This window comes from Neokomagataea tanensis (assembly GCF_006542335.1).
GTDB lineage: Bacteria > Pseudomonadota > Alphaproteobacteria > Acetobacterales > Acetobacteraceae > Gluconobacter > Gluconobacter tanensis.
On record NZ_CP032485.1, the window covers coordinates 445990 to 465628 of the forward strand.

17 protein-coding genes are annotated in these 19639 nt (G+C 53.9%); 6 read left to right on the forward strand and 11 right to left on the reverse strand.

Translation table 11 applies throughout. The annotated features are described in order from the left end of the window. The first annotated feature begins 34 nt into the window (after positions 1 to 34). The 4 genes from D5366_RS02100 to D5366_RS02115 are packed head-to-tail and all read left to right on the forward strand — an operon-like array spanning position 35 to position 3857. Positions 35 to 1150: an LptF/LptG family permease gene (locus tag D5366_RS02100; protein ID WP_240775297.1), complete on the forward strand. Its 1116-nt coding sequence runs from the start codon at positions 35 to 37 to the stop codon at positions 1148 to 1150. A gap of 2 nt (positions 1151 to 1152) precedes the next feature. Beyond that, complete coding sequence (locus D5366_RS02105; protein WP_141492090.1) at positions 1153 to 1968, forward strand: sterol desaturase family protein; 816 nt, start codon at positions 1153 to 1155, stop codon at positions 1966 to 1968. Further along, entirely contained in the window at positions 1965 to 2750 is a 786-nt protein-coding gene (locus D5366_RS02110; protein ID WP_141492091.1) for a nucleotidyltransferase family protein, read from the forward strand. The genes D5366_RS02105 and D5366_RS02110 overlap by 4 nt, the downstream gene beginning before the upstream one ends. Before the next feature lie 15 nt (positions 2751 to 2765). Continuing rightward, a complete protein-coding gene (locus tag D5366_RS02115) occupies positions 2766 to 3857 on the forward strand; it encodes a glycosyltransferase (protein WP_141492092.1) in 1092 nt (363 codons plus the stop codon). Here D5366_RS02115 and D5366_RS02120 read toward each other — a convergent pair. Then, positions 3832 to 4722 carry a glucosamine inositolphosphorylceramide transferase family protein gene (locus D5366_RS02120; protein ID WP_141492093.1) on the reverse strand — a complete coding sequence of 297 codons (891 nt, stop codon included), beginning with the start codon at positions 4720 to 4722 and terminating at the stop codon, positions 3832 to 3834. The two genes, D5366_RS02115 and D5366_RS02120, sit on opposite strands and share 26 nt — an antisense overlap. Before the next feature lie 215 nt (positions 4723 to 4937). Between D5366_RS02120 and D5366_RS02125 the strand changes: the two genes are divergently transcribed. Then, positions 4938 to 5738 (forward strand): inositol monophosphatase family protein, encoded by an 801-nt coding sequence (locus tag D5366_RS02125; RefSeq protein WP_141492094.1) that lies wholly within the window; start codon positions 4938 to 4940, stop codon positions 5736 to 5738. Positions 5739 to 5822: 84 nt separating this feature from the next. After that, a complete protein-coding gene (locus D5366_RS02130; protein ID WP_141492095.1) occupies positions 5823 to 6653 on the forward strand; it encodes a lipid-binding SYLF domain-containing protein in 831 nt (276 codons plus the stop codon). A 120-nt stretch (positions 6654 to 6773) separates the two neighbouring features. Here D5366_RS02130 and D5366_RS02135 read toward each other — a convergent pair whose 3' ends face one another. The 10 genes from D5366_RS02135 to D5366_RS02180 form a co-directional block, all read right to left on the reverse strand. Continuing rightward, positions 6774 to 9701, reverse strand: a complete 2928-nt coding sequence (locus D5366_RS02135; RefSeq protein ID WP_141492096.1) for a TonB-dependent receptor domain-containing protein — start codon at positions 9699 to 9701, stop codon at positions 6774 to 6776. Positions 9702 to 10085: 384 nt separating this feature from the next. Further along, complete coding sequence (gene mltG / locus D5366_RS02140; RefSeq protein ID WP_141493763.1) at positions 10086 to 11066, reverse strand: endolytic transglycosylase MltG; 981 nt, start codon at positions 11064 to 11066, stop codon at positions 10086 to 10088. Between the two features lie 141 nt (positions 11067 to 11207). Then, entirely contained in the window at positions 11208 to 12491 is a 1284-nt protein-coding gene (fabF, locus tag D5366_RS02145; RefSeq protein WP_141492097.1) for a beta-ketoacyl-ACP synthase II, read from the reverse strand. 158 nt (positions 12492 to 12649) lie between these two features. Then, positions 12650 to 12889, reverse strand: a complete 240-nt coding sequence (locus D5366_RS02150) for an acyl carrier protein (protein WP_141492098.1) — start codon at positions 12887 to 12889, stop codon at positions 12650 to 12652. Between the two features lie 270 nt (positions 12890 to 13159). Continuing rightward, positions 13160 to 13900 carry a 3-oxoacyl-[acyl-carrier-protein] reductase gene (gene fabG, locus D5366_RS02155; RefSeq protein WP_141492099.1) on the reverse strand — a complete coding sequence of 247 codons (741 nt, stop codon included), beginning with the start codon at positions 13898 to 13900 and terminating at the stop codon, positions 13160 to 13162. A 12-nt stretch (positions 13901 to 13912) separates the two neighbouring features. Next, positions 13913 to 14857, reverse strand: a complete 945-nt coding sequence (fabD, locus tag D5366_RS02160) for an ACP S-malonyltransferase (protein ID WP_141492100.1) — start codon at positions 14855 to 14857, stop codon at positions 13913 to 13915. A 75-nt stretch (positions 14858 to 14932) separates the two neighbouring features. Next, on the reverse strand, positions 14933 to 15670 hold the full coding sequence (locus tag D5366_RS02165; protein WP_141492101.1) for a DUF2987 domain-containing protein: 738 nt from the start codon (positions 15668 to 15670) through the stop codon (positions 14933 to 14935). Between the two features lie 12 nt (positions 15671 to 15682). Continuing rightward, positions 15683 to 16558 (reverse strand): class I SAM-dependent methyltransferase, encoded by an 876-nt coding sequence (locus D5366_RS02170; protein WP_141492102.1) that lies wholly within the window; start codon positions 16556 to 16558, stop codon positions 15683 to 15685. Between the two features lie 75 nt (positions 16559 to 16633). Further along, positions 16634 to 17365: a glycine betaine ABC transporter substrate-binding protein gene (locus tag D5366_RS02175; RefSeq protein WP_141492103.1), complete on the reverse strand. Its 732-nt coding sequence runs from the start codon at positions 17363 to 17365 to the stop codon at positions 16634 to 16636. 90 nt (positions 17366 to 17455) lie between these two features. Next, positions 17456 to 19555 (reverse strand): M13 family metallopeptidase, encoded by a 2100-nt coding sequence (locus tag D5366_RS02180; RefSeq protein ID WP_141492104.1) that lies wholly within the window; start codon positions 19553 to 19555, stop codon positions 17456 to 17458. Positions 19556 to 19639 lie beyond the last annotated feature (84 nt).

The following is a 19639-nucleotide window of genomic DNA, read 5'->3' on the forward strand; positions in this document are numbered from 1 at the left end:
CCTCTCGGCACCAAACGACGGTAAAAAAACCCGCATGAACCGCTCTGCTCACTCCTCAAAAATGCCCCAGAGGCATCGCGCTGTTCTCATTCGTCATCTGAACAAAGCCCTGTTGGGGCGCGTCATGCTCTGCGGGGCAGTTCTTGTGGCCCTCATGGAATTACTGGCGCTTTTGGAGAAGACGACACCGATTTTAAACCGTCATCTCGGCGTACGCGGCTTAGCCATTTTTTCTGCTCTGCACCTTCCAGCGCTCAGCATCGACATACTCCCCTTAGCTTTCCTGATCGGGGCGCTCTTCTTTCTTACGCAACTCGCCTTATCAAGCGAGATGTCTGCTCTGCGCGCTGCAGGTTTATCGACTATCGGGCTTTACCGTTTACTGCTCCCAACAGTGCTGTTCGTGGGCTTTGCGGGTATGATTGGGCAATACTGGGTTGTGCCTGCCAGCGAAGGTGCGCTGAAACAATGGTGGAATGCCACAACCCCCATTAATGAACATGATGACAGCGACCAGCCTCTTTGGTTTCGTATGGGCGGTACGCTCATCCGCATTGAGCATATCTCCAACAGCGGCCAAACCTTAAGCGACATAACCCGCTATGACCGTGACGCCCACGGACAGCTGACAAGCACTCAGCATGCGGACAGCCTGAATTACGCTGGGGATCACTGGGAAGAAACCGGCAACCTCACACTACAGCTTAACCCTGATCACAGCGCAGCCCACCGCATTCCGGGTGGAGCCCTTGCTCTCCCCGTATCCCCGCGCACCATTATACGCCTGACACAGGCTCAGCCTTTTCTGACACCGGGAGAAATTTTAGACGCCCTCCACAATGGCGCCCCAGCGAGTCTCCCCCGCCCTACATACCGTATGGCGCTTTTTTCACCCCTGATCTTACCAATAGATATGGCAACAATGCTTCTATTAGCGCTGCCAGTGATCTATATCCCACCAAGAACTGGGCTCAGAACCCCACTTCCAGTCTATGTGCTGGCAGCAGGTCTAGCCCTTGTAATCCTGCAGGGCCTGATAAACGCGTTGGGCAATGCCGGAACGCTACCGGCAGCACTGGCCGTTTTGTCAGGACCACTACCGGGCATTTTATTCGGTATCACCTGGGTACTGCGGATGGAGGAAAAATAAATATGACTGCACCCCGTTCAGGCTTACGCTTTTGGCGTAATGCAGCATCTTTGCGCACAGGCCGAAGCTTCGACTTGGGTAAGATGACCCTTCCACAACTTTGGATGGCCTATCTCACCTACCCAAGCATTCTGCTCTATTTCGCCCTGATTATCGCCTCCGCAGTTTTGACCGTTCACTTCTGGAGCGGCACCTTGCGCACGGTGCTGCCCATTCCCGCAGTCATCGCCATTTACCCAACCGCGTGGTATCTGATCCACCGCTTCGTCCTGCACAGTAAGTGGCTTTATAAAAGCCGCTGGACGTCTTCCACCTGGAAGCGCATTCACTTTGATCACCACCAAGACCCACACCTGTTGGATGTGCTGTTTGGCTCCCCGCTCAACACCGTACCCACCATGGCAATCATCACCATGCCCGTCGGTGCGCTCATTGGCGGATTGAGTGGTATGTTTGCAGCCTTTACGACCTCGCTGGTTATGACCTGCATCTATGAATTTTTTCACTGCATACAGCACTTGGCTTACAAGCCCCGCTGGAAGTGGGTCGCGCATATCAAGCAACTGCACGTCCTCCACCACTTCCACCACGAAGACGGCAATTACGGTATAACCAATTACCTTCCGGACCGGATCTTCGGCAGCTTTTACCGAGACGCCCGCGAGCGCCCGCGCTCCCAGCATGTTTTCAACCTCGGCTACACCGTGGATGAAGCCTCGCGCTACCCTTGGGTCATGTCTCTAACAGGCTCCCCCCCAAAAGACCGACCCGACGGCGCGCGCCCAAATAAAAAAAATACGCCAGAAGCCGCCGCGTGAGTGCCCTCCCTGTCCTCATTCTAGCGGGCTCGCGTGATGGCGCCCAAGACCCTCTTGCCCGCTTGGGAGGCGTCTCTCACAAGGCCCTGCTTCCGGTAGCAGGACAAGCCATGCTGTCGCGCGTCCTCGCCGCAGTGAACGAAACTCCGGCAATAAGCAGCGTTACCGTCAGCATCGAGGAACCTGAATTAATTCAGACACTTTTGCATGAGCACTCCACTCACGCGCAACCAGCCTCGGTCCTGCAATCTCAACCCTCCCCAAGTGAGAGCGTTGCTGACGCTTTGCAGGCACTCGGCACGCCATGTCTCGTCACAACCGCAGATCACGCCCTGCTTAAAAAAGAATGGATAGAAGAATTTCTGGAATACACGCAGGGATGTGACGTGGCCGCAGCCATTGCTGTGCGCCCCGTCATTGAGCGCGATGTTCCCGGCACAAAACGAACATATATCCGCCTCTCCGATATGCATTTCTCAGGCTGTAATCTCTTTTGGCTTGGCTCCCCCAAAGCCCAAAACGTCATAACACTTTGGAACCGCCTTCAGCAGGATCGGAAAAAACCCCTGCGTATGGCGCGGACCTTGGGGTGGAGCGTACTGCTGCGCGCACTGTTCCGCAAACTCGACAGCTATACGCTCTGCAAACGGATAGAAACGCTCACCGGCGCAAAAGTACGGTTGGTCCCCCTCTCCGACGGTTGTGCAGCAGTAGACGTCGATAAACCCGTTGACCTCACCTTAGTGGAAGCGCTCTTATCAGCGCCCCCAACACAGCACTAGGCACACTAAGCCAAAATGAAGATTGCTTACGTCATCAACTCCCTTGAATGCGGCGGGGCACAGAGCCCTATCCCGGACATCGTCCACCTCATTCAAGAGCGCGGAGGTGACGTAACCGTCTTTGGATTAGAGGAACGCGATGGCCTTGCTATTCCGCTGCTTCGACGGGCGGGCATTCCTGTGCGCTTACGTACAGGCCGCAAAAAAGATCACATCAATGCATATCTCTGGCTAAAGCGCGAACTCAAAGCTTTTAAACCAGACGTAGTATGGACCTCACTGACGCGCGCTACCCTGCTAGGCCAAATTGTTGCCCGCCAACTCAAGGTTCCCACAGTACACTGGCAGCATTCCGCCCGCCTCAAAACGGCTAATGCGTGGCTCTTACGTCTCTTTTGCCGTGAAACGCTCCTCTGGGTCGCTGACTCTGAAACCGTTGCCCGTTTCGCCAAAAAACGCCTGAAGCTTGGCAATAATATCCTGTGTTGGCCCATTTTTCGTGCCCCACCTGATGCCCCGACTGCACGCCTCTGGCAAAAAGGCGAGATCATACAGATTGGCTCTCTTGGCCGCCTCCACAGCGTTAAAGGCTATGATGTCCTCTGCGACGCATTAGCCCTATTGCGTTCCACAAAAGAGCTCCCCCCTTTCCATATGATTTTTGCAGGAGACGGCCCGGAACGCATCGCACTGGAAGAACGTGCCCGGCGCCTTAACCTACCCGTTTCCTTCTACGGTCATTGCGAGAAGCCACTGGATTTTTTATCCACTTTGCACCTCTACCTACAAACATCACATTGGGAAGGCTTATGTGTCGCAGCCCACGAAGCGATGGCCTGCGCACTACCAATCATCACCACCCCCGCTGGCGAAATTCCGCGCAGTGTTGTTCCCGGTGAATCCGGTCTGATTGTTCCCTTTAACGATGCCGGTGCGCTAGCCGCAGCCTTGACGAGCCTCTTACGCAAACCCGCATGCCTTGGTGAAATGGGCGTACGCTCGCGCAAAATGGTTATGCAGCGCTTTGGCCCGGAAGCTTTTGCTCAATACGGTCACGCCGTTCTTGATGCTATTCCGGGTTTCAACGCTTCAAAAAACGACGCCTGAAGTTCATCAAATCACGCCGTGGCCCGTACCCAATACGTTTAACATCAACGAGCGTGACATCCCCAGAAGCCGACAGTGTATGCATACCATCTGGATAAGCATGTTTTAGGGTGGATGGTATGTTCAAATGCTCCTGAGGGGTCACCCGCACCTCACCGCGCTCTAGTCCATCAATGTGGAGTAAACGGATATTTTTCCCGTACGTCCCGCGACAGTCCTGAACCGGCAACACAACTCCGGACCGGGTCACGCAAGGTGTCCCGCCGGGGCGTGCTCCAGCCCGATCTCTGTGTATAATACCCCGGTCCGTCCATGGCCCGTACAAGCTTGGCGCGGTCGAAAGCGCGAGCACACTTTGCCGCTCTTCTTTTGTCCCCGGCGGATTCCAAAACAGCCACCACTGTCCATGCATAAAAAATGGGGTGGCATCCACCGCCGCAGCCGGAAAATCAAATTCGGGCACACTTTCCCAACCCAGCGGGAAATTAGTCGCTCGGTACAGCGTCAAACGTCCGGAACCACTAGCCTCCGGCAGCATGTAAAACACACCTTCATGTTTGAACACGAATGGATAAGATAAGTGCCACGGCTTTTCCAAAGCTTGGTGGCGGCGCTGCAAAACGAACTGCTGATCATAAATCAGAACATCGATAACGCCTTTAGCGCTTCGATAATCGAAAGCTTCTGCAAAAACATACAATAAATCGCCGTGCCACATGCCGAATGGATCCGCCAGAAAGCGATGATCCCCTTCATCCGGCAATAACGTGACCGAAACGCCATCCCAATTTTTCTGCTCCAAAAGCTCTGTGAGCGGCTCATGAAGGATGGCACTGCGCCAGTGATCCGTACGGAAAAAAGGCATAAAATCTCACTTCAAAGGGGCAGACGCGCCGGGCACTTCAAGGCATGATGCCTTCATGATGCTTCCTTGCGCCCTCATAACAGGCCCACACGCACAGCAATCAATGCGACTGAAACTGTGCTCTTCTCTCTATAGACGCACACATATCAGCACAGCGAAAATCTTTTCACGTCCCTTACAAGCACCCTTCACATCCTTCCTTCAAGGAGCTTGCCATGACTAATCCCGTCGAACATGACCCAATCGCCCTGCGCTTGGAGGCAGCCCGCTCAATCGTACGCGATGCTGCAGCCCTAGCCCTTAAAATGCGCCCCGCACCTGGCGGCCCAAGTGGGACCATGAAAGGACGACAGGACTATCTTACAGAAGCTGACGGAGCCGTTGAAGCTTTAGTCAGCCAACGCATCCAAGCTCTGTTCCCTGAAGATGGTTTTCAAGGCGAAGAAGGCGGCGTAACACGCCAAGGCAAATACCGCTGGGTCGTAGACCCAATCGACGGCACATCAAACTTCTCCCGCGGGCGCGACCGCTGGTGCGTTTCCCTCGGCCTTTTGGAAGGCGACACACCCGTTGCCGGCATTATCGATGCCCCTGCCCTTGGAGAAATTTTCACCGCACAACGCGGCAAAGGCGCATTCCTAAACGGCAAACCCATTAAAGCGGCCCCTACGCAAGACCCAGCGGAAGCCATGATCGAAATGGGCTGGTCCTGCCGGGTACCACAACCCGTTTTTGAAGAAAAAATTAGCGCAATTGTCGGCCTCGGCGCGATGCCACGCTCAGGTGGCTCAGGCGCGCTTGCACTTGCAGATGTCGCATGTGGCCGCAGCGACGGATACCTCGAAATCGTTATCCGCTTGTGGGACGTAGCGGCGGCGCTGGTTCTCCTCGAAGAAGCAGGCGCACGTGTTTCTCCCTTCCTTGAAACCGGCGGCTTAACAGGCGGCGCCACCATTCTGGCCACAGCCCCTAATATTGCAGAAGCCGTCTCTCACGCCGTAAACGTACCGCTTTAATCTCAGGAATGTGGCCTGATTTGGCCGCATTTGCACGGCACTTTGGCACAACAAAAGCACACTGAATATTTTGGGTGACTAAACATGATCCGTATTAACATCTCTCGCGGCCTTTTGCTGGCCAGTGCTTCACTTCTTCTCGCAGCATGCTCCAGCACACAAACAACAGCGACCGAACAACAACTTACCGTTGACCGCGCCACCCTCGCCGTACAGGACCTCTTTAGCGGAACCACCCCTCAGTCCCGCTCGCAGCAGCTTTTAGCTGAAGCAAAAGCCGTGATGATCTGCCCATCAATTCTCAACATGTCGTTTGGGATTGGCGGCTCAGGTGGACGCTGCGTTTTAATGACGCGCGATGCCCGCGGCTCTTGGTCGGACCCTGCTTTCTATCGCCTGAGCACCGGCTCTCTCGGGGTACAAGTCGGCATCCAAAGCTCCGAAATGGTATTCTTTGTGATGTCTCAGCACGGTATTCAGGCATTACTTGATAGCCAATTCAAGTTCGACGCTACGGCCTCCGCATCCTTCGCAACAATCGGCACAGGTGCAGAAGCCAGCACAGCAGGCGCACGCAATACGGATATTTACGCAGCTCAGAAAAATCAGGGGCTCTACGCAGGGGCCGCGCTAGGTGGCTCAAAGCTTACAGTCGATAGCGGCGCCAACCGAGCCTATTACAATCAAACCGTGGGGCCAGAAGATATTGTCATCACAATGCGCGTCAACAATACGGCAGCCGACCCTCTACGCCGCGCTCTCATGAACATTGCTCAAACACCGACCTCACCAACCGCGCACGCAACCACCGCCGTCATCCAAGATACGACCCTCAACGATGGAAGCAGCGCCTATAACGGCGCCCTCAGCAGTGGCCGCGGCATACAAAGCCAAAGCCTTGCACCCGTGAAGTAATTCAAACGCCCCTTCAACTACACCACCCCAAACCAACAAAAAGCGGGTAAGAAGGCCTCCCTTCTTACCCGCTTTTTTTATGCTCTATCGCAGGAGGCCTCGCGGCCCCCTATGATCAAATTAGAGGCTGATACCTGCCTGCAGGAAGATGTAACGACCAGGGTAGAAACCGCCATAGACAGCACCCACACTGTTGTCGCTGCCGCTCGTTACGAACGGAGGCTTCTTGTTTGTGATGTTCTGGATACCACCCGTGAAGTTCCAACGGTTCAGACGGTAAGAGGCGCTCAGATCCTGCTGGATCATCATAGGCGTCTTATAACGACCGGAGGTTGTTGGCTCCCATTTGGACGTATCGTTCCAGCGCATACCACCCGTGAACTGCAACATGTAGTTGATGCTGACTGCACCATGTGTCCAACCAAGTGTCGTGTAGTCACGTACGCGTGGGTTGCCCGAACCGTTATTGTAAAGCAACGCGCCGGTGTAATCGCTGAACGCACCGCCTGGCACGAACTGTTGCTTGTAGTTCAACAGATATTGGAAATTGTTGGAAACAGAAACAATATCGTTGCTGGTGATGTGGTGACGGTAGTCAAAGTCAAAATCAACACCGCTTGTACGCAGAGCGCCAATGTTCTGAGCATAAGCTGAAACCGTGCTGATCTGCCCGTTAGACAAGCGGTTTACCTGGCTGCACAATGAGGTGTTGGAGCCGTCATAGCAGTTGTTCAGGATGTATGTTGTCGGCAGAGCAGAGATCATGTGGCTGATGGAGTAGTGCCAGTATTCACCCGAGAGGGAGAGACCTGGAATCCAACGTGGCGTGATAACCGTACCGAAGGTGTAGGTACGTCCCTCTTCTGGCTGCAACTGCGTGTTACCACCACCAATGGTTGGCACCTGCGCACTGCCGGACTGCGTGAAGGTCTTTGTATCAATGCCTTGACGGGCACAGTTTGCCGCAACAATAGCCGATGCTGCACCGTAGGAATTGACACGGTTCATGTCACACGGGTCACTGGCAGTGTTGTACGAAATGCTACGACCACCATACAGCTCGTTTACGTTTGGCTGACGGAAAGACGTACCCAATGTACCACGGAAGCGGATGTCTGAAACAGGTGCCCAGCTGATTGAGCCCTTCCAGATTTTCGCTGCGCCGAACGTGTTGTAGGCAGAAATACGTCCCTGACCATCAATCGTCAGGTCTTTTGCAAGAAATGCGTTGTGCAGAAGCGTCAGCTGGCCTTCAAGATAGCCTTCCGTTACGTGGAAGCCACCGCTTGTTGGCAGCACAGTATTGGTCATGCTCTCGCCGCTCTGAACCAACGGATCAGGCTTGTTGCTGAGCTGCTCGCCACGGCGCTCCATGCCCATAGCGATACCAAGCGCACCACCATGTGCCCATGGCATGTGAACAACGCTGTTGTTATGGAAACGCAGGTTCCAGTCACGCAGGAAATATGCCGCATCAGAGCTTACGTTTCTGTTCACGTAAGACACCGCTTCCGGAGACAGCGCCTTGAACGGGCTTGAGCAACCAAAGCTCGGGCAAACAGACGGGTCATACGCCAGTGCGCTAGCGGAGCTTCCCGGTGTAACCTGACGCAAACCGTACGCGTTCAGCAGGTTGGTGTAGGAGCCAATGTTCAGCGTCTTCGTGTTGGTTCGGTTCGCACCATAGGTGTAAGACGCGTCGTACTTCCAACCATATGCTACGTCACCATTCACGCCGAACTTTGCCGTTACTGTGTCTGACGCAACTTCGGTACGGCGGTCACCAAATTCGGTGAAACGCTTGATAACACCGACATTCGTTCCAAACGTATTGCGCGGGTCGTTCGCAGGAACGCTCAAAACAGACGGCAAGGTGCTAGGCTGGATCGACCCATTAAATGGGTTTGGCGCCATGAATGTTGAGCTCGTACGGTGCGAGTACAGCACATTCGAGTAAACATTGAAGTGATGGTTGATCTCGTAATGCGTATCGCCAGAGAGGTTTGAGCTCTGCAGCTGGTTCGTTAAGCTCGCACGTGGTCCGAAGTTGTAACGATAGCTGTTGTTCCAGCGGCCCAGCACGGTACCATCCGGGGCAACGCCAACGTTTACGCCGGAGCCCGTTACGCGTGCAATATCAGAGAAGCCAGAACCAAATGTGTTGGCTGCTGCACCACCTGGGTTGTTCGTCAGCTGCACTGGGCTGGCCCATGAACGGTCACGCTGCATAACGCCACCTTGGGTCATGTACGAACCGAACAGTGTCAGGTTGCCCTTACCGTGGTCGAAGTTCCAACCTTTATAGCCAGAGATCATACCCGTCTGGTTATCGCCTTGGCCGGTGATACCACCACGCACGGTGATGTTGGCGTCGTTCAGGTCATGGCGCAGCTTAATGTTGATTACGCCTGAAACAGCGTCAGCACCGTAAAGTTCTGAGCCACCGTCCTTCAGAATTTCAACACTTGAAATCTGCTGGATAGGAATCGCGTTCAAGTCAATGCAGTTGTTACGGCCATTCATGGACGCACGCTTGCCGTCGATCAGCACCAAAACGCGCTTCGTTCCGAGGTTACGCAGATCAGCACAGGTTACACCGCCACCGCCGTTGGTCGCGGTGTTCGTTGTGCCGCTGGAACCCATTGAAGGCAGGCGGGAGAAAAAGTCATTCAGCGTCGTCGCACCAGTTTGCTGGATTTGCTTGGACGACACGATCTGCACAGGGTTCGCGCTTGAATTGCGCGAAGACACCAGCGCTGAACCTGTTACGACGACCCGCTCATCAGCGCCAGACGCTTCAATCATAGCCGGACGCATCGCACCGGGCCGGCGGCGGGACACAGCTACCGGAGCGGGCTGTACTGATACAGGCGCCGCTACAGGTGTAGCAACAGGCGCAGTCCGCGCACTTGTTGCCGCTGCCTTAGCCTTGGCGTGATGATGGCGCGCTACATCATGAGATGACGCAGCATAAACAGGCACAACAGTCAGAGCGCTGCTGGCCAAAATAGATGCGCACAGAAGCTGGCGTGTAACAGAGGATGACATTCGTTTTCCCAAAAGCATCAATGTGATTGCTGATATTTATTCCTATTTCTCGAGCCATTTTCTATACGCATTGCAGCCATGCCTTCAGCAAAGGTCTGGCCTGTGTCCCGCAGGACACAACGCATTGATATACAAGGAAATATTTCAAATTTATTCTTTTTGACGTATATAAAATTCGATTTATATATCAACACCTTAAATGTGATTTCATATTTATATCGAATCAAATCTCATTAATTAGATACATTCTGTTACAAATTTATTTAAAAAAAATTTCATCGCTTTTTAGGCGATTCAGGGTGCCGATTCATCGAATTGCAAAAGGTAATCCGTAAGAATCGTTCTATTACAGAGCGTAAGGCGCATTAAGACTAAATGGAGAGACTAATTTCCGTCTCTCAGATGCTGAACATTTCGGTTGTGCTCATCAAGCGTTGCCGCAAAGCGATGCCCACCGCGTCCGTTAGCAACAAAATAAAGCGCCTGCCCCGTTGCCGGATGGGCCGCTGCTTCTAAGGAAGAAAGACTTGGGGAGCAAATTGCTCCCGGCGGCAAGCCAGCATTCAGATACGTGTTATAAGGGCCGGGCGCGAGAAGGTCATCATGCTCAAGAGGCCGATCAAGGGTGCCCATACCATCGCTTACACCGTAAATCACGGTCGGGTCCGTTTGCAGTTTCATGCCTAGTTGCAGACGATTGACAAAAACCCGTGCGACCATCGGGCGCTCTTCGGGCAACGCCGTTTCACGCTCAATCAGAGATGCCAGCACCAGCAAATCCTGCGGTGTGTGAATGACACCATCCAAAGAAGCAACGTCGCGCCCGGCCCATATTTTTTGCAACCGCTCGGCCATCATATGACTGAGACGCTCAACAACTGTTGAGCGTTGAGTACCTAGCGGCAAAGCCAGAGTTTCAGGGAATAACTGCCCTTCGGCCAGGGGAGGAATATCCCCCTTCAAAAAAGGTGCCTGCTGGAGAATCAGTTCCATGCGCTTGACGGTCAGACCTTCCGGGAAGGTCAGCATGTGCTCAACCGGGTGACCATGCCGCAAGATAAGAAGGATATGGGCGACCGACACTCGTGCAGGGAAAGAAAATTCCGCAGCATGGAGGGCGCCATCTTGACGCGTCACGACGGCCGCTAACTTAAAAAATATCCCTGAAGACCATGTAGGCGCTAAAACGCCGGCATTTTGCAAAGAGGCCGAAACCTGCCCGACCCCACCCCGAGGCACAACAACTATGTGCCCCTCAGGGGCTGGCCCCGGATCAGTATAATGCCCGTAGCCCACTACAGCGGAGGCAAGGAAGGCAAAAGGCACAGCCAGCCAGGCCAGCTTTTTGCCGAAGCCCGGTGGCAAACTTAACCGTGGTGGTTGTTCATCGTCAGTGTCATCTGAGGTGCTGGGCTGCCCAGTACTCTTGGCGGCCTGCTCATCAGCACCCTCAGCAACATTTTCAGACGTTACGGGCGTTGGTTTGTCACGCACCGTAATCCCCTCTTAGCCTTCAAACCGCTTAAGGATGATGCTGGCATTCGTGCCACCAAAGCCAAAGCTGTTTGACAGGGCGACATTGATTTTACGCTGCTGCGCCTCATGTGCCACACGGTCAATGACGCTCTCACGCGCGGGATTGTCGAGGTTCAGGGTTGGTGGTGCAACATTGTCCCTGATTGCCTGCAAGCAGAAAATAGCCTCAACAGCACCCGCGGCACCAAGCAAATGCCCGATAGCGGATTTGGTTGATGACATAGCCAAATTCTTGGCATGGTCACCAAAGAATCGCTCTACAGCGTCAAGCTCAAGGTCATCAGCCATGGTGGATGTACCATGAGCATTGACGTAATCAATCTGGCTCGCATCCATACCGCTATTACGCAGGGCAGCCTTCATAGCGCGGAATGCGCCTTCGTGGCCCTCAGCAGGAGCGGTGATGTGGTGAGCGTCACCTGACAGACCGTAGCCGCCAATTTCGCCGTAAATTTTGGCACCGCGAGCCTTCGCATGCTCAAGCTCTTCAAGAACAACGACGCCAGCGCCTTCGCCCATGACGAAGCCGTCACGGTCTCTATCCCAAGGACGAGACGCTTTCTCAGGCGCATCATTTGATGCCGTGGACAATGCACGTGCTGAACTAAAGCCTGCAATACCAAGCGCACAAATGGCAGCTTCAGCACCACCAGCAACCATCACATCCGCATCACCGTGCTGGATCAGACGTGCCGCGTCACCGATCGCATGGACGCCTGTTGCACATGCTGTAACAGCCGCGTGGTTAGGCCCTTTGAAGCCGTAACGAATCGACAGATGGCCAGAGATCAGGTTGATCAGTGCCGAAGGAATAAAGAACGGCGACAGGCGTCGTGCTTTGCCACTCGCAACCGTCAAAGAGCCTTCGTAAATTGTCTGTAGGCCGCCGATACCAGAGCCGATCATTACACCCGTTGCGCAACGATCTTCTTCTGTTTCAGGTGTCCAGCCAGAATCTTGCACGGCTTGAATAGCCGCAGCCAAACCCAGATGGATAAAGCGATCCATCTTCTTTTGGTCTTTTACGCCAACCCAGTCAGCGAGCGTCAGCCCACCTTCTTCTGTTGGCCCAACCGGCACTTCACCAGCCACTTGTGCTGGGAGTTCAGAGGGGTCGAAATGCGTGATGCGTCCAATGCCGGACTGTCCCGCGAGCAAACGTTTCCACGTCGCTTCAGCGCCAACGGCAAGCGGGCTTACCACACCGATTCCTGTTACGACGATGCGCCGTCCGTTAGTTGCATTGCCGGTCATCGATGCCCCTCGTCATGCTGGTAAATTCTTTTTAAGCCGCACCCACGCATTTAGGACGCTGCTTATACAGCGCCCCAAACACGGTGCAGTCAGAGGGCTACCGGCCAGAAATGGCAACACGGTACAATCCTCTGGGTATCGCGTCAGGCAAAAAAGCCTTAAGCAGCCTTCTGCTTTTCGATGTAGTCGATCGCATCCTTAACGGTGCCGATCTTCTCAGCAGCGTCTTCAGGAATCTCAACCGAGAAAGCTTCTTCGAAAGCCATAACCAGCTCAACTGTGTCGAGGCTGTCTGCGCCCAGATCGTCAATGAAAGACGCGTCTGGTGTGACTTTGCTTTCTTCAACGCCGAGATGTTCTACGACGATCTTCTTCACCTTATCAGCGATATCGCTCATGTGTCCGTTCCTTGTTGCCCGTCCGGGCGTTGTATCAACTCTTTGCTACAGCTTTCTGAGCGTTCTGCCAAACAAAACACTCAGCGCTGGCACCGCCCGAAACGACGTTACCCCCGGCTGGAAGGTTGTCAGCCTGTGAATGAGAACATATCCCCGACAGGCTACCCCAACGTCAAACCGGGCAAAGCAGCGCGCGCATTAGCACGCTTTGCCTTGCGGGCCAAGCGTTGGTCACGCTCCGTAATATTTCAGAGCATGACCAACAGGTTTTTAAACCATCGACATTCCGCCATTGACGTGCAGGGTCGTGCCAGTGACCCACCCTGCCTCGTTGGAAGCAAGATACACAACCGCTGATGCAATATCATCCGGCCCACCCATGCGGCCCAGCGGTATGGAACCCACCAGCTTTTCGCGCAGGTTTTCCGGCAAAACGTCGGTCATAGGCGTTTCGATAAAGCCCGGTGCAACGACGTTGACCGTAACACCACGCGGGCCAGCCTCTTGAGCAAGCGACTTGCTCATACCGACCATACCCGCTTTAGCCGCTGCATAGTTGGCTTGGCCAGCATTGCCCGTCGTACCCACGATCGAAGCAATTGAAATGATACGCCCTGAGCGGCGACGCAGCATTCCCTTCAGAGCAGCGCGCGCCAAGCGGAATGGGCTTTCCAAATCAACCGTCATAACCTGCGCCCAATCGCTATCCTTCATGCGGATAGCCAACTGGTCGCGCGTCAAGCCAGCATTGTTCACGAGGATATCCAGCGGTGCGCCAGCAACCTCTTCCGCTTTGCCAACCAAAGCATCTGCCTCGGCGCTATCTGAGAGGTTGGCAACAGCAACATGCGCACGCTCACCGAGGGACTGAGCCAACTCAGTAAGAACAGCCTCACGTGTGCCGCTCAGCACTACAGTCGCGCCTTGCGCGTGGAGCTTGCGTGCGATTGCCGCACCGATACCACCTGTCGCACCAGTAACCAGCGCAACCTTGCCTGTCAGTGAAAACATTCTTTTCAATCCTTAAAGAGCTTTGAGCAGTGCTTCGATTTCAGACGGCGTGCCAGCATTGTCAGCCTTCAGTGCGGGCGCAATACGGCGGGCCAGCCCGCACAGCACTTTGCCTGCACCGAGTTCATGCATGTTGGTAATGCCCATTGCTTCTGTGGCCTGCACCGTCTCACGCCAACGAACAGTACCAGTAACCTGCTGTACCAATAGTGCACGGACAGCATCTGCATCCGTCACTTTCGCAGCAGTGACATTCGCAACAACTGCAATACGCGGCGCGTTGAGAGCTGCCTTTGCCAGAGCCTCTTCCATTTCACGCGCGGCAGGTGCCATCAGCGATGAGTGGAACGGTGCTGAGACAGGCAGCTTCACAGCGCGCTTGATGCCTTTTTCCTTCGCGAGTGCGATGGCGCGGTCAATAGCCCCCATCTTCCCAGATACGACGATTTGCCCACCGCCATTATCATTCGCGATTTCCAGCGTTTCACCTTGCGCTGCTTCAGCGCAGATCTCTTGCGCCAGCTCCGCTTCAACGCCCAATAACGCCGCCATGCCACCTTCGCCAGCAGGCACTGCGCGCTGCATAGCTTGGCCACGCAAGCGTAAAAGACGCGCGCCCTCTGCCACACCAAGTGTTCCAGCAGCTGCAAGCGCTGAGTATTCACCCAGAGAATGCCCCGCCACTAACGCAGCTTTATCGGCGAGTGCGAATCCACCCTCAGCTTCCAAAGCACGGACTGCCGCAAGAGATACGGCAAACAATGCTGGCTGCGCGTTTTCTGTCTGCGTGAGGACGTCTGCGTCCCCTTCAAACATCAACCGGGAAAGATGCTCACCCAGTGCATCATCGACTTCCTGGAAAACGGCGCGCGCTACAGGAAAAGCATCGTACAATGCCTGCCCCATACCAACGGACTGACTGCCCTGACCGGGAAAGACAAAAGCATGAACGGACATCAAGACCCCTTTTTAGTGTACCAAAAATGCTCGTGCCGTGATGCTGCTTCCCGGCGCATCTGTCAAATCCCGCCCCTAATGCGCCTCTTTTTCCTGCACAAATCTAACTTTTGGATTTCCGGGCGCCAAAACACGGACCCACACAAGCGGCTTACTGGCATGAAACACCGCATCTTCCGAGAAATCTTGAGGGCGGAAATTGTAAAGATATGACGTTGCACCGCCATTATCGACCAAGAGGCGCGTTGTCCCCCCTTCTGTGACCTCTAAGCGGGACGACGGGGCAACAGCCAACTGCATGCGATGTGCGTCCGGCATGAAAACAGCCAGCACAAAACCCGTAATATCCTCAACGCAGGCATTAACCTGCTCCAGCCAGTGCCGCGCATCCTCACCCGTAAAGCGTGTGGGGTCTGGCGCAGCTACCTGTAAAAAAATCTGGTTCACTACGGTTTTGTCTTCCGCTGACGTTTGTAAGACAGGCGGATTTTCCAAACGCAACGCATCGTCCATCGGGACGTGCAGGTCCGGATCGTTCCCACGGTAAAGCGGAATATCTCCTCTCATCGTATGCACGACCAAACCAGCAGTTGAGGGCAACCCGTGGTCCGGCTCAGTCTCACCAACGAAAACCAAGCTCAGTCCATGCCGTGCGCGCTCGGGGAATTTTTGAAAACGGTCGGAAACACGTATCAGCCGTTTGTAGTCTGCAACTTTATGAACCCGCCGCCCCGCGACCTCAATCGTTTCGTCAGCCCAAAGTGGCTGGACAATTAAAAAACCAAGAAAAAGAATAGCGTATATTTTTCTCATTAACGAACCTCATTATATTTTTTGCAATACAATTAAAACATGAGGAAAACGCGCAGGATTATCTACATACTCTACCAAACGAAATAAATGTGACCAGTTTTTTAAAATATAATTTTTTGGAATAATTGCTTCACCATAATGAGCCTCTGGAAAAGGCGGCTTGGCTATTGCCGCGTGCAAATACTTTCCAGCCTCGAACGCTGAATTTGCACGACCTTCGTCCGTAAAACTATCTGCACACGCTTCGTGCCAAGGGTGCTCAAGACGCATTCCTGATGCGCGGCGCAGTCTCTGCTCCGCGCAAAACGCCAAAAAACGGCGGCTTTGCGTCGTTACGACAGCCAAACCACCTTTACGCAGCAAACGGTGTATTTCCCGCATCCACTGATCTGCACTGAATTCACTTACATGCGCAAAATAGGACCACGACGTCACAAGATCGAGGCTTGCGTCTTGAAGCGGCAAAGCAGGGGCAAAACCACTATGGAAAAAATTAACACAAGGGTTGGCACGGCGCGCGGCAAGAAGAAAACGGTCTGTTTGCTCAACGCCCTGCAAAAACTCAGGGCGTATATCTTTCATGAAGAGCCGCAGCATTCGCCCCCAACCACAGCCGACATCCAGCAATGCTGTATCTGAGCGCACGGGACGCCCTACATAAGCGCAATATGCTTTGATTTCCCGGTAAAAAACATAGGCCTCATGCAGAGATACCTCTCCGTCATGCCCGTGTATTTCACGCTGCAATGTTTCGGGAGGATATGACGGGAAAGAGACTCCCCTCTGCTCCGGTGTATGTAATGAGGCCAATAAAGCCTGTAACCACTCTTCATCACGCGCCGTGCCAAATGCCTGGAATACGGCGTCAGTGGTTTCAGAATGGTTCATGCAGTGCACCATCTCATTAGGGAATAACGATTCTTTAACGATATTCCCTAATTATGAGAAGGGCTTCCAACCCAATCAGGCATCTCTTGGGATTAAACGGCCACGCTGCCACGACTCAGCAGCTTCCTCTGGGTCCTGCTCTTCAACAGCAATGACGTAATCCAGCGCGCTCATAACTTTATTACCGAGCATCATTTCCGAGAGTTCATCAATCAAGTCACTATCGGTGCGCGCCGCAGCTGGTCCGGTCAGCACCATACGCGCCGACAACTCACCGCCAAGGAGTTCATCTGGATCATCTACAAGGGTAAGAAAGTTATGATGAAAAACTGCATGAGGCTGCATGGCTGCAACGAGGACCTTCTCGCCCGCTGCACGCGCTTTTTCAAGGCGGCCATACAGAGCTGCTTCGCCCACAACTTCAATCGGTAAAGAAGACAAAGCCGGCAGACGCTTCAATGCACCATCCAGCGCCTCTCTCGCATCTTCCGCAACGATCAAGCGCTCTACCTGCGTTGCATCCAGATTGTTTACAGCCCCCATTGGGGTCAAAGCTGCAAAAGATGCACGTGGTTGGTACAGGTCACCAATGACGCGCGCGCCATCCGGAACCAGCCCAGCGTCGCGCGGGAACCAAGCCGACACTAAAAGATCGACTTCACCACTTTCCAATGTTTCAGCGACATCATCCGGATCAAGATCCAGGAAATCGACCTCCACATCATGCGCTTCCAACACGCGCGCTACAGCACTGGCGCAGCCTGCATGTAATGAAGTGTACAAATGGCCGATGATCAACTGGGTCATAGGGTCCGTCCGTAAAGATGGGGCCCCAGACTTCCAAAAACACCGGGGCACGCAGCGTCGATAAGCCGCGCGCCCCGTTTTGTCACGCCCTTACCAGATTTTTACGCGCTGATCTGGCGTTAAATAGAGCTTATCACCCGCTTTAACACCGAACGCGTCGTACCATGCGTCAATGTTATGCATTGGCATGTTCACACGTGCTTCTGCAGGTGAGTGTTCGTTCGACAGAACCTGACGGCGTAGCGAATCCGGCTTGTCCTTCTCGCGCCACACCTGTGCCCAGCCCAAGAACACCCGCTGATCACCCGTCAGGCCGTGCTTCTTCTCGTCGGGTTTGCCATGCAAGGAGTTATGATACGCTTGCAGGCCAAGGTTCAAACCGCCCAGATCGGCAATGTTCTCACCCATAGTCATTTTGCCATTGATATGCAGGCCAGGCAGTGGCTCCTGCGCATCAAACTGCGCACCAAGGCGTGCAGCAAGCTTTTCAAACGCTGCCGTAGATGCTGGTGTCCACCAGTCATGCAAACGACCATGCTCGTCATAATGACGGCCCTGATCATCAAAACCATGGCTCATTTCGTGACCAATCACGCCACCAATGCCACCATAGTTTACAGCCATATCACCCTTCGGATCGAAGAACGGCGCCTGCAAAATTGCCGCAGGGAATACGATTTCGTTCATCGTTGGGTCGTTATACGCATTGACCGTTTGCGGGGTCATATCCCACTCATCGCGGTCAACAGGCTTGTCCAGCTTGTTCAGGTCACGCTGCCAACCAAAAGCGGCGGCCCGCTCTGCGTTGCCATACACGTCTCCCTTACGGACAACGTAGCTGCTGTAATCCCACCATTTCTTGGGATAGCCAACTTGAACAGCAAAATTGTCGAGCTTAACGAGCGCTGCTTTCCGTGTTTCAGCGTCCATCCACGGATTGTTTTCCAAACGCTGATGGAACGCAGCCTTAACTTCCTGCACCAAGCCTTCGATTTGTGCCTGAGCTTCTGGCGGAAAATACTTCGCGACGTACAGCTTACCAATTGCGAAGCCTAAAGCGCCGTTGGTTGCACGAACACCGCGCTTCCAGCGTGGGGACTGCTGATTAATACCCGAAAGAACGCGGCCGTTAAAATCAAAAGCAGCGTCGCCAAAATCATGCGAGAGGTAAGATGCCGCATTGCTACCGAGCTGGAACGCAAGCCACGCACGAATTGTCCCGTAATCCGCCCCCTTCAGCACAGATGCAATCGCCGCAATGCCCTTTGGCTCGCGAACATTGACGATGCGCTGGTCTAAGCCTTCCTTCGGCAGCCCCGTCGAAAGCAGGAAAGTATCCCAGTCAAAGTCAGGAGCCGCAGCCTTCAGCTGTGCAACCGTCATTGGGTTATGCGTTTTAAGCGTGTCACGCGTTTCAGCGCGCGGCACTTCGACCTTCGCAATAGCTGTTTCGAGGTCTACAACCGCTTGCGCGTTCTTTGCTGGATCAGCCCAGCCCTCAAGTGTCAGAATTTTGGCGATATAAGCCTGATAGGCTTTTTTCTTATCAGCCAGCTTTGGGTCGCTGTAATAGCTGGTATCAGGCAGCCCCAAACCGCCAGATACGCCAATGCTCATCCCTTGGTCCAACACAAGCGTGTAACGCTCTGGGTTGCTCTCGTCCTGCTCAACACCGAATGAAAAGGTTGAGAACAGCAGTGATTTGGTCGCCAGACCGAAAGCTGCCGCGAGGCTTTTGCCGTCGTTAACGCCCTGAATAATCTTCAGATCATCTGCGAGCGGCTTCGCCCCAAGCGCATCAAGGTGCTTTTGGTCGAGATATGATGAGTAGTATGTGCCGATTTTGCCGATATCGTCGCTCGGTGTGTCTGAAACATGCTTTACCGCATCGTTCAAAATTGCCTGCTGGCGAGCCAGTGCAACTTCATACAGAATCCGGAACGGCCCAAAGCTTCCCATGTCGCCCGGGATCTTCAGGTTTTTGATGTATGTCCCATTAGCGTAGTCAAAGAAATTATTGCCGGGGACGGCGCTGCGGTTCATGCCCGCCTCGTCGAAACCCCAGCCATTTTTATACGGCTGGGGCTCAGCAGCATGAGCCACTGAAGCCACACCCGCATATGCTGCCAGAGCGAATGCACTCACACCTACGGAAAGGCGCGCTGCACGCCAAAAAGCAGATCGGTTCATAAAAATATTCGGCCTCAAACAATGAACATTCGTTTCATCTTGAGACTAAATTTCACAAAACGTCAAAGCGTAACCGTACAATAT

Bases quoted from the DNA above. Each gene is read 5' to 3' on its own strand.
- D5366_RS02100 (WP_240775297.1), top strand. From the start codon at position 35: ATGAACCGCTCTGCTCACTCCTCAAAAATGCCCCAGAGGCATCGCGCT.
- D5366_RS02105 (WP_141492090.1), top strand. From the start codon at position 1,153: ATGACTGCACCCCGTTCAGGCTTACGCTTTTGGCGTAATGCAGCATCT.
- D5366_RS02115 (WP_141492092.1), top strand. From the start codon at position 2,766: ATGAAGATTGCTTACGTCATCAACTCCCTTGAATGCGGCGGGGCACAG.
- D5366_RS02120 (WP_141492093.1), bottom strand. From the start codon at position 4,722: ATGCCTTTTTTCCGTACGGATCACTGGCGCAGTGCCATCCTTCATGAG.
- D5366_RS02125 (WP_141492094.1), top strand. From the start codon at position 4,938: ATGACTAATCCCGTCGAACATGACCCAATCGCCCTGCGCTTGGAGGCA.
- D5366_RS02130 (WP_141492095.1), top strand. From the start codon at position 5,823: ATGATCCGTATTAACATCTCTCGCGGCCTTTTGCTGGCCAGTGCTTCA.
- D5366_RS02135 (WP_141492096.1), bottom strand. From the start codon at position 9,701: ATGTCATCCTCTGTTACACGCCAGCTTCTGTGCGCATCTATTTTGGCC.
- fabF (WP_141492097.1), bottom strand. From the start codon at position 12,491: ATGACCGGCAATGCAACTAACGGACGGCGCATCGTCGTAACAGGAATC.
- D5366_RS02150 (WP_141492098.1), bottom strand. From the start codon at position 12,889: ATGAGCGATATCGCTGATAAGGTGAAGAAGATCGTCGTAGAACATCTC.
- fabG (WP_141492099.1), bottom strand. From the start codon at position 13,900: ATGTTTTCACTGACAGGCAAGGTTGCGCTGGTTACTGGTGCGACAGGT.
- fabD (WP_141492100.1), bottom strand. From the start codon at position 14,857: ATGTCCGTTCATGCTTTTGTCTTTCCCGGTCAGGGCAGTCAGTCCGTT.
- D5366_RS02165 (WP_141492101.1), bottom strand. From the start codon at position 15,670: ATGAGAAAAATATACGCTATTCTTTTTCTTGGTTTTTTAATTGTCCAG.
- D5366_RS02170 (WP_141492102.1), bottom strand. From the start codon at position 16,558: ATGAACCATTCTGAAACCACTGACGCCGTATTCCAGGCATTTGGCACG.
- D5366_RS02175 (WP_141492103.1), bottom strand. From the start codon at position 17,365: ATGACCCAGTTGATCATCGGCCATTTGTACACTTCATTACATGCAGGC.
- D5366_RS02180 (WP_141492104.1), bottom strand. From the start codon at position 19,555: ATGAACCGATCTGCTTTTTGGCGTGCAGCGCGCCTTTCCGTAGGTGTG.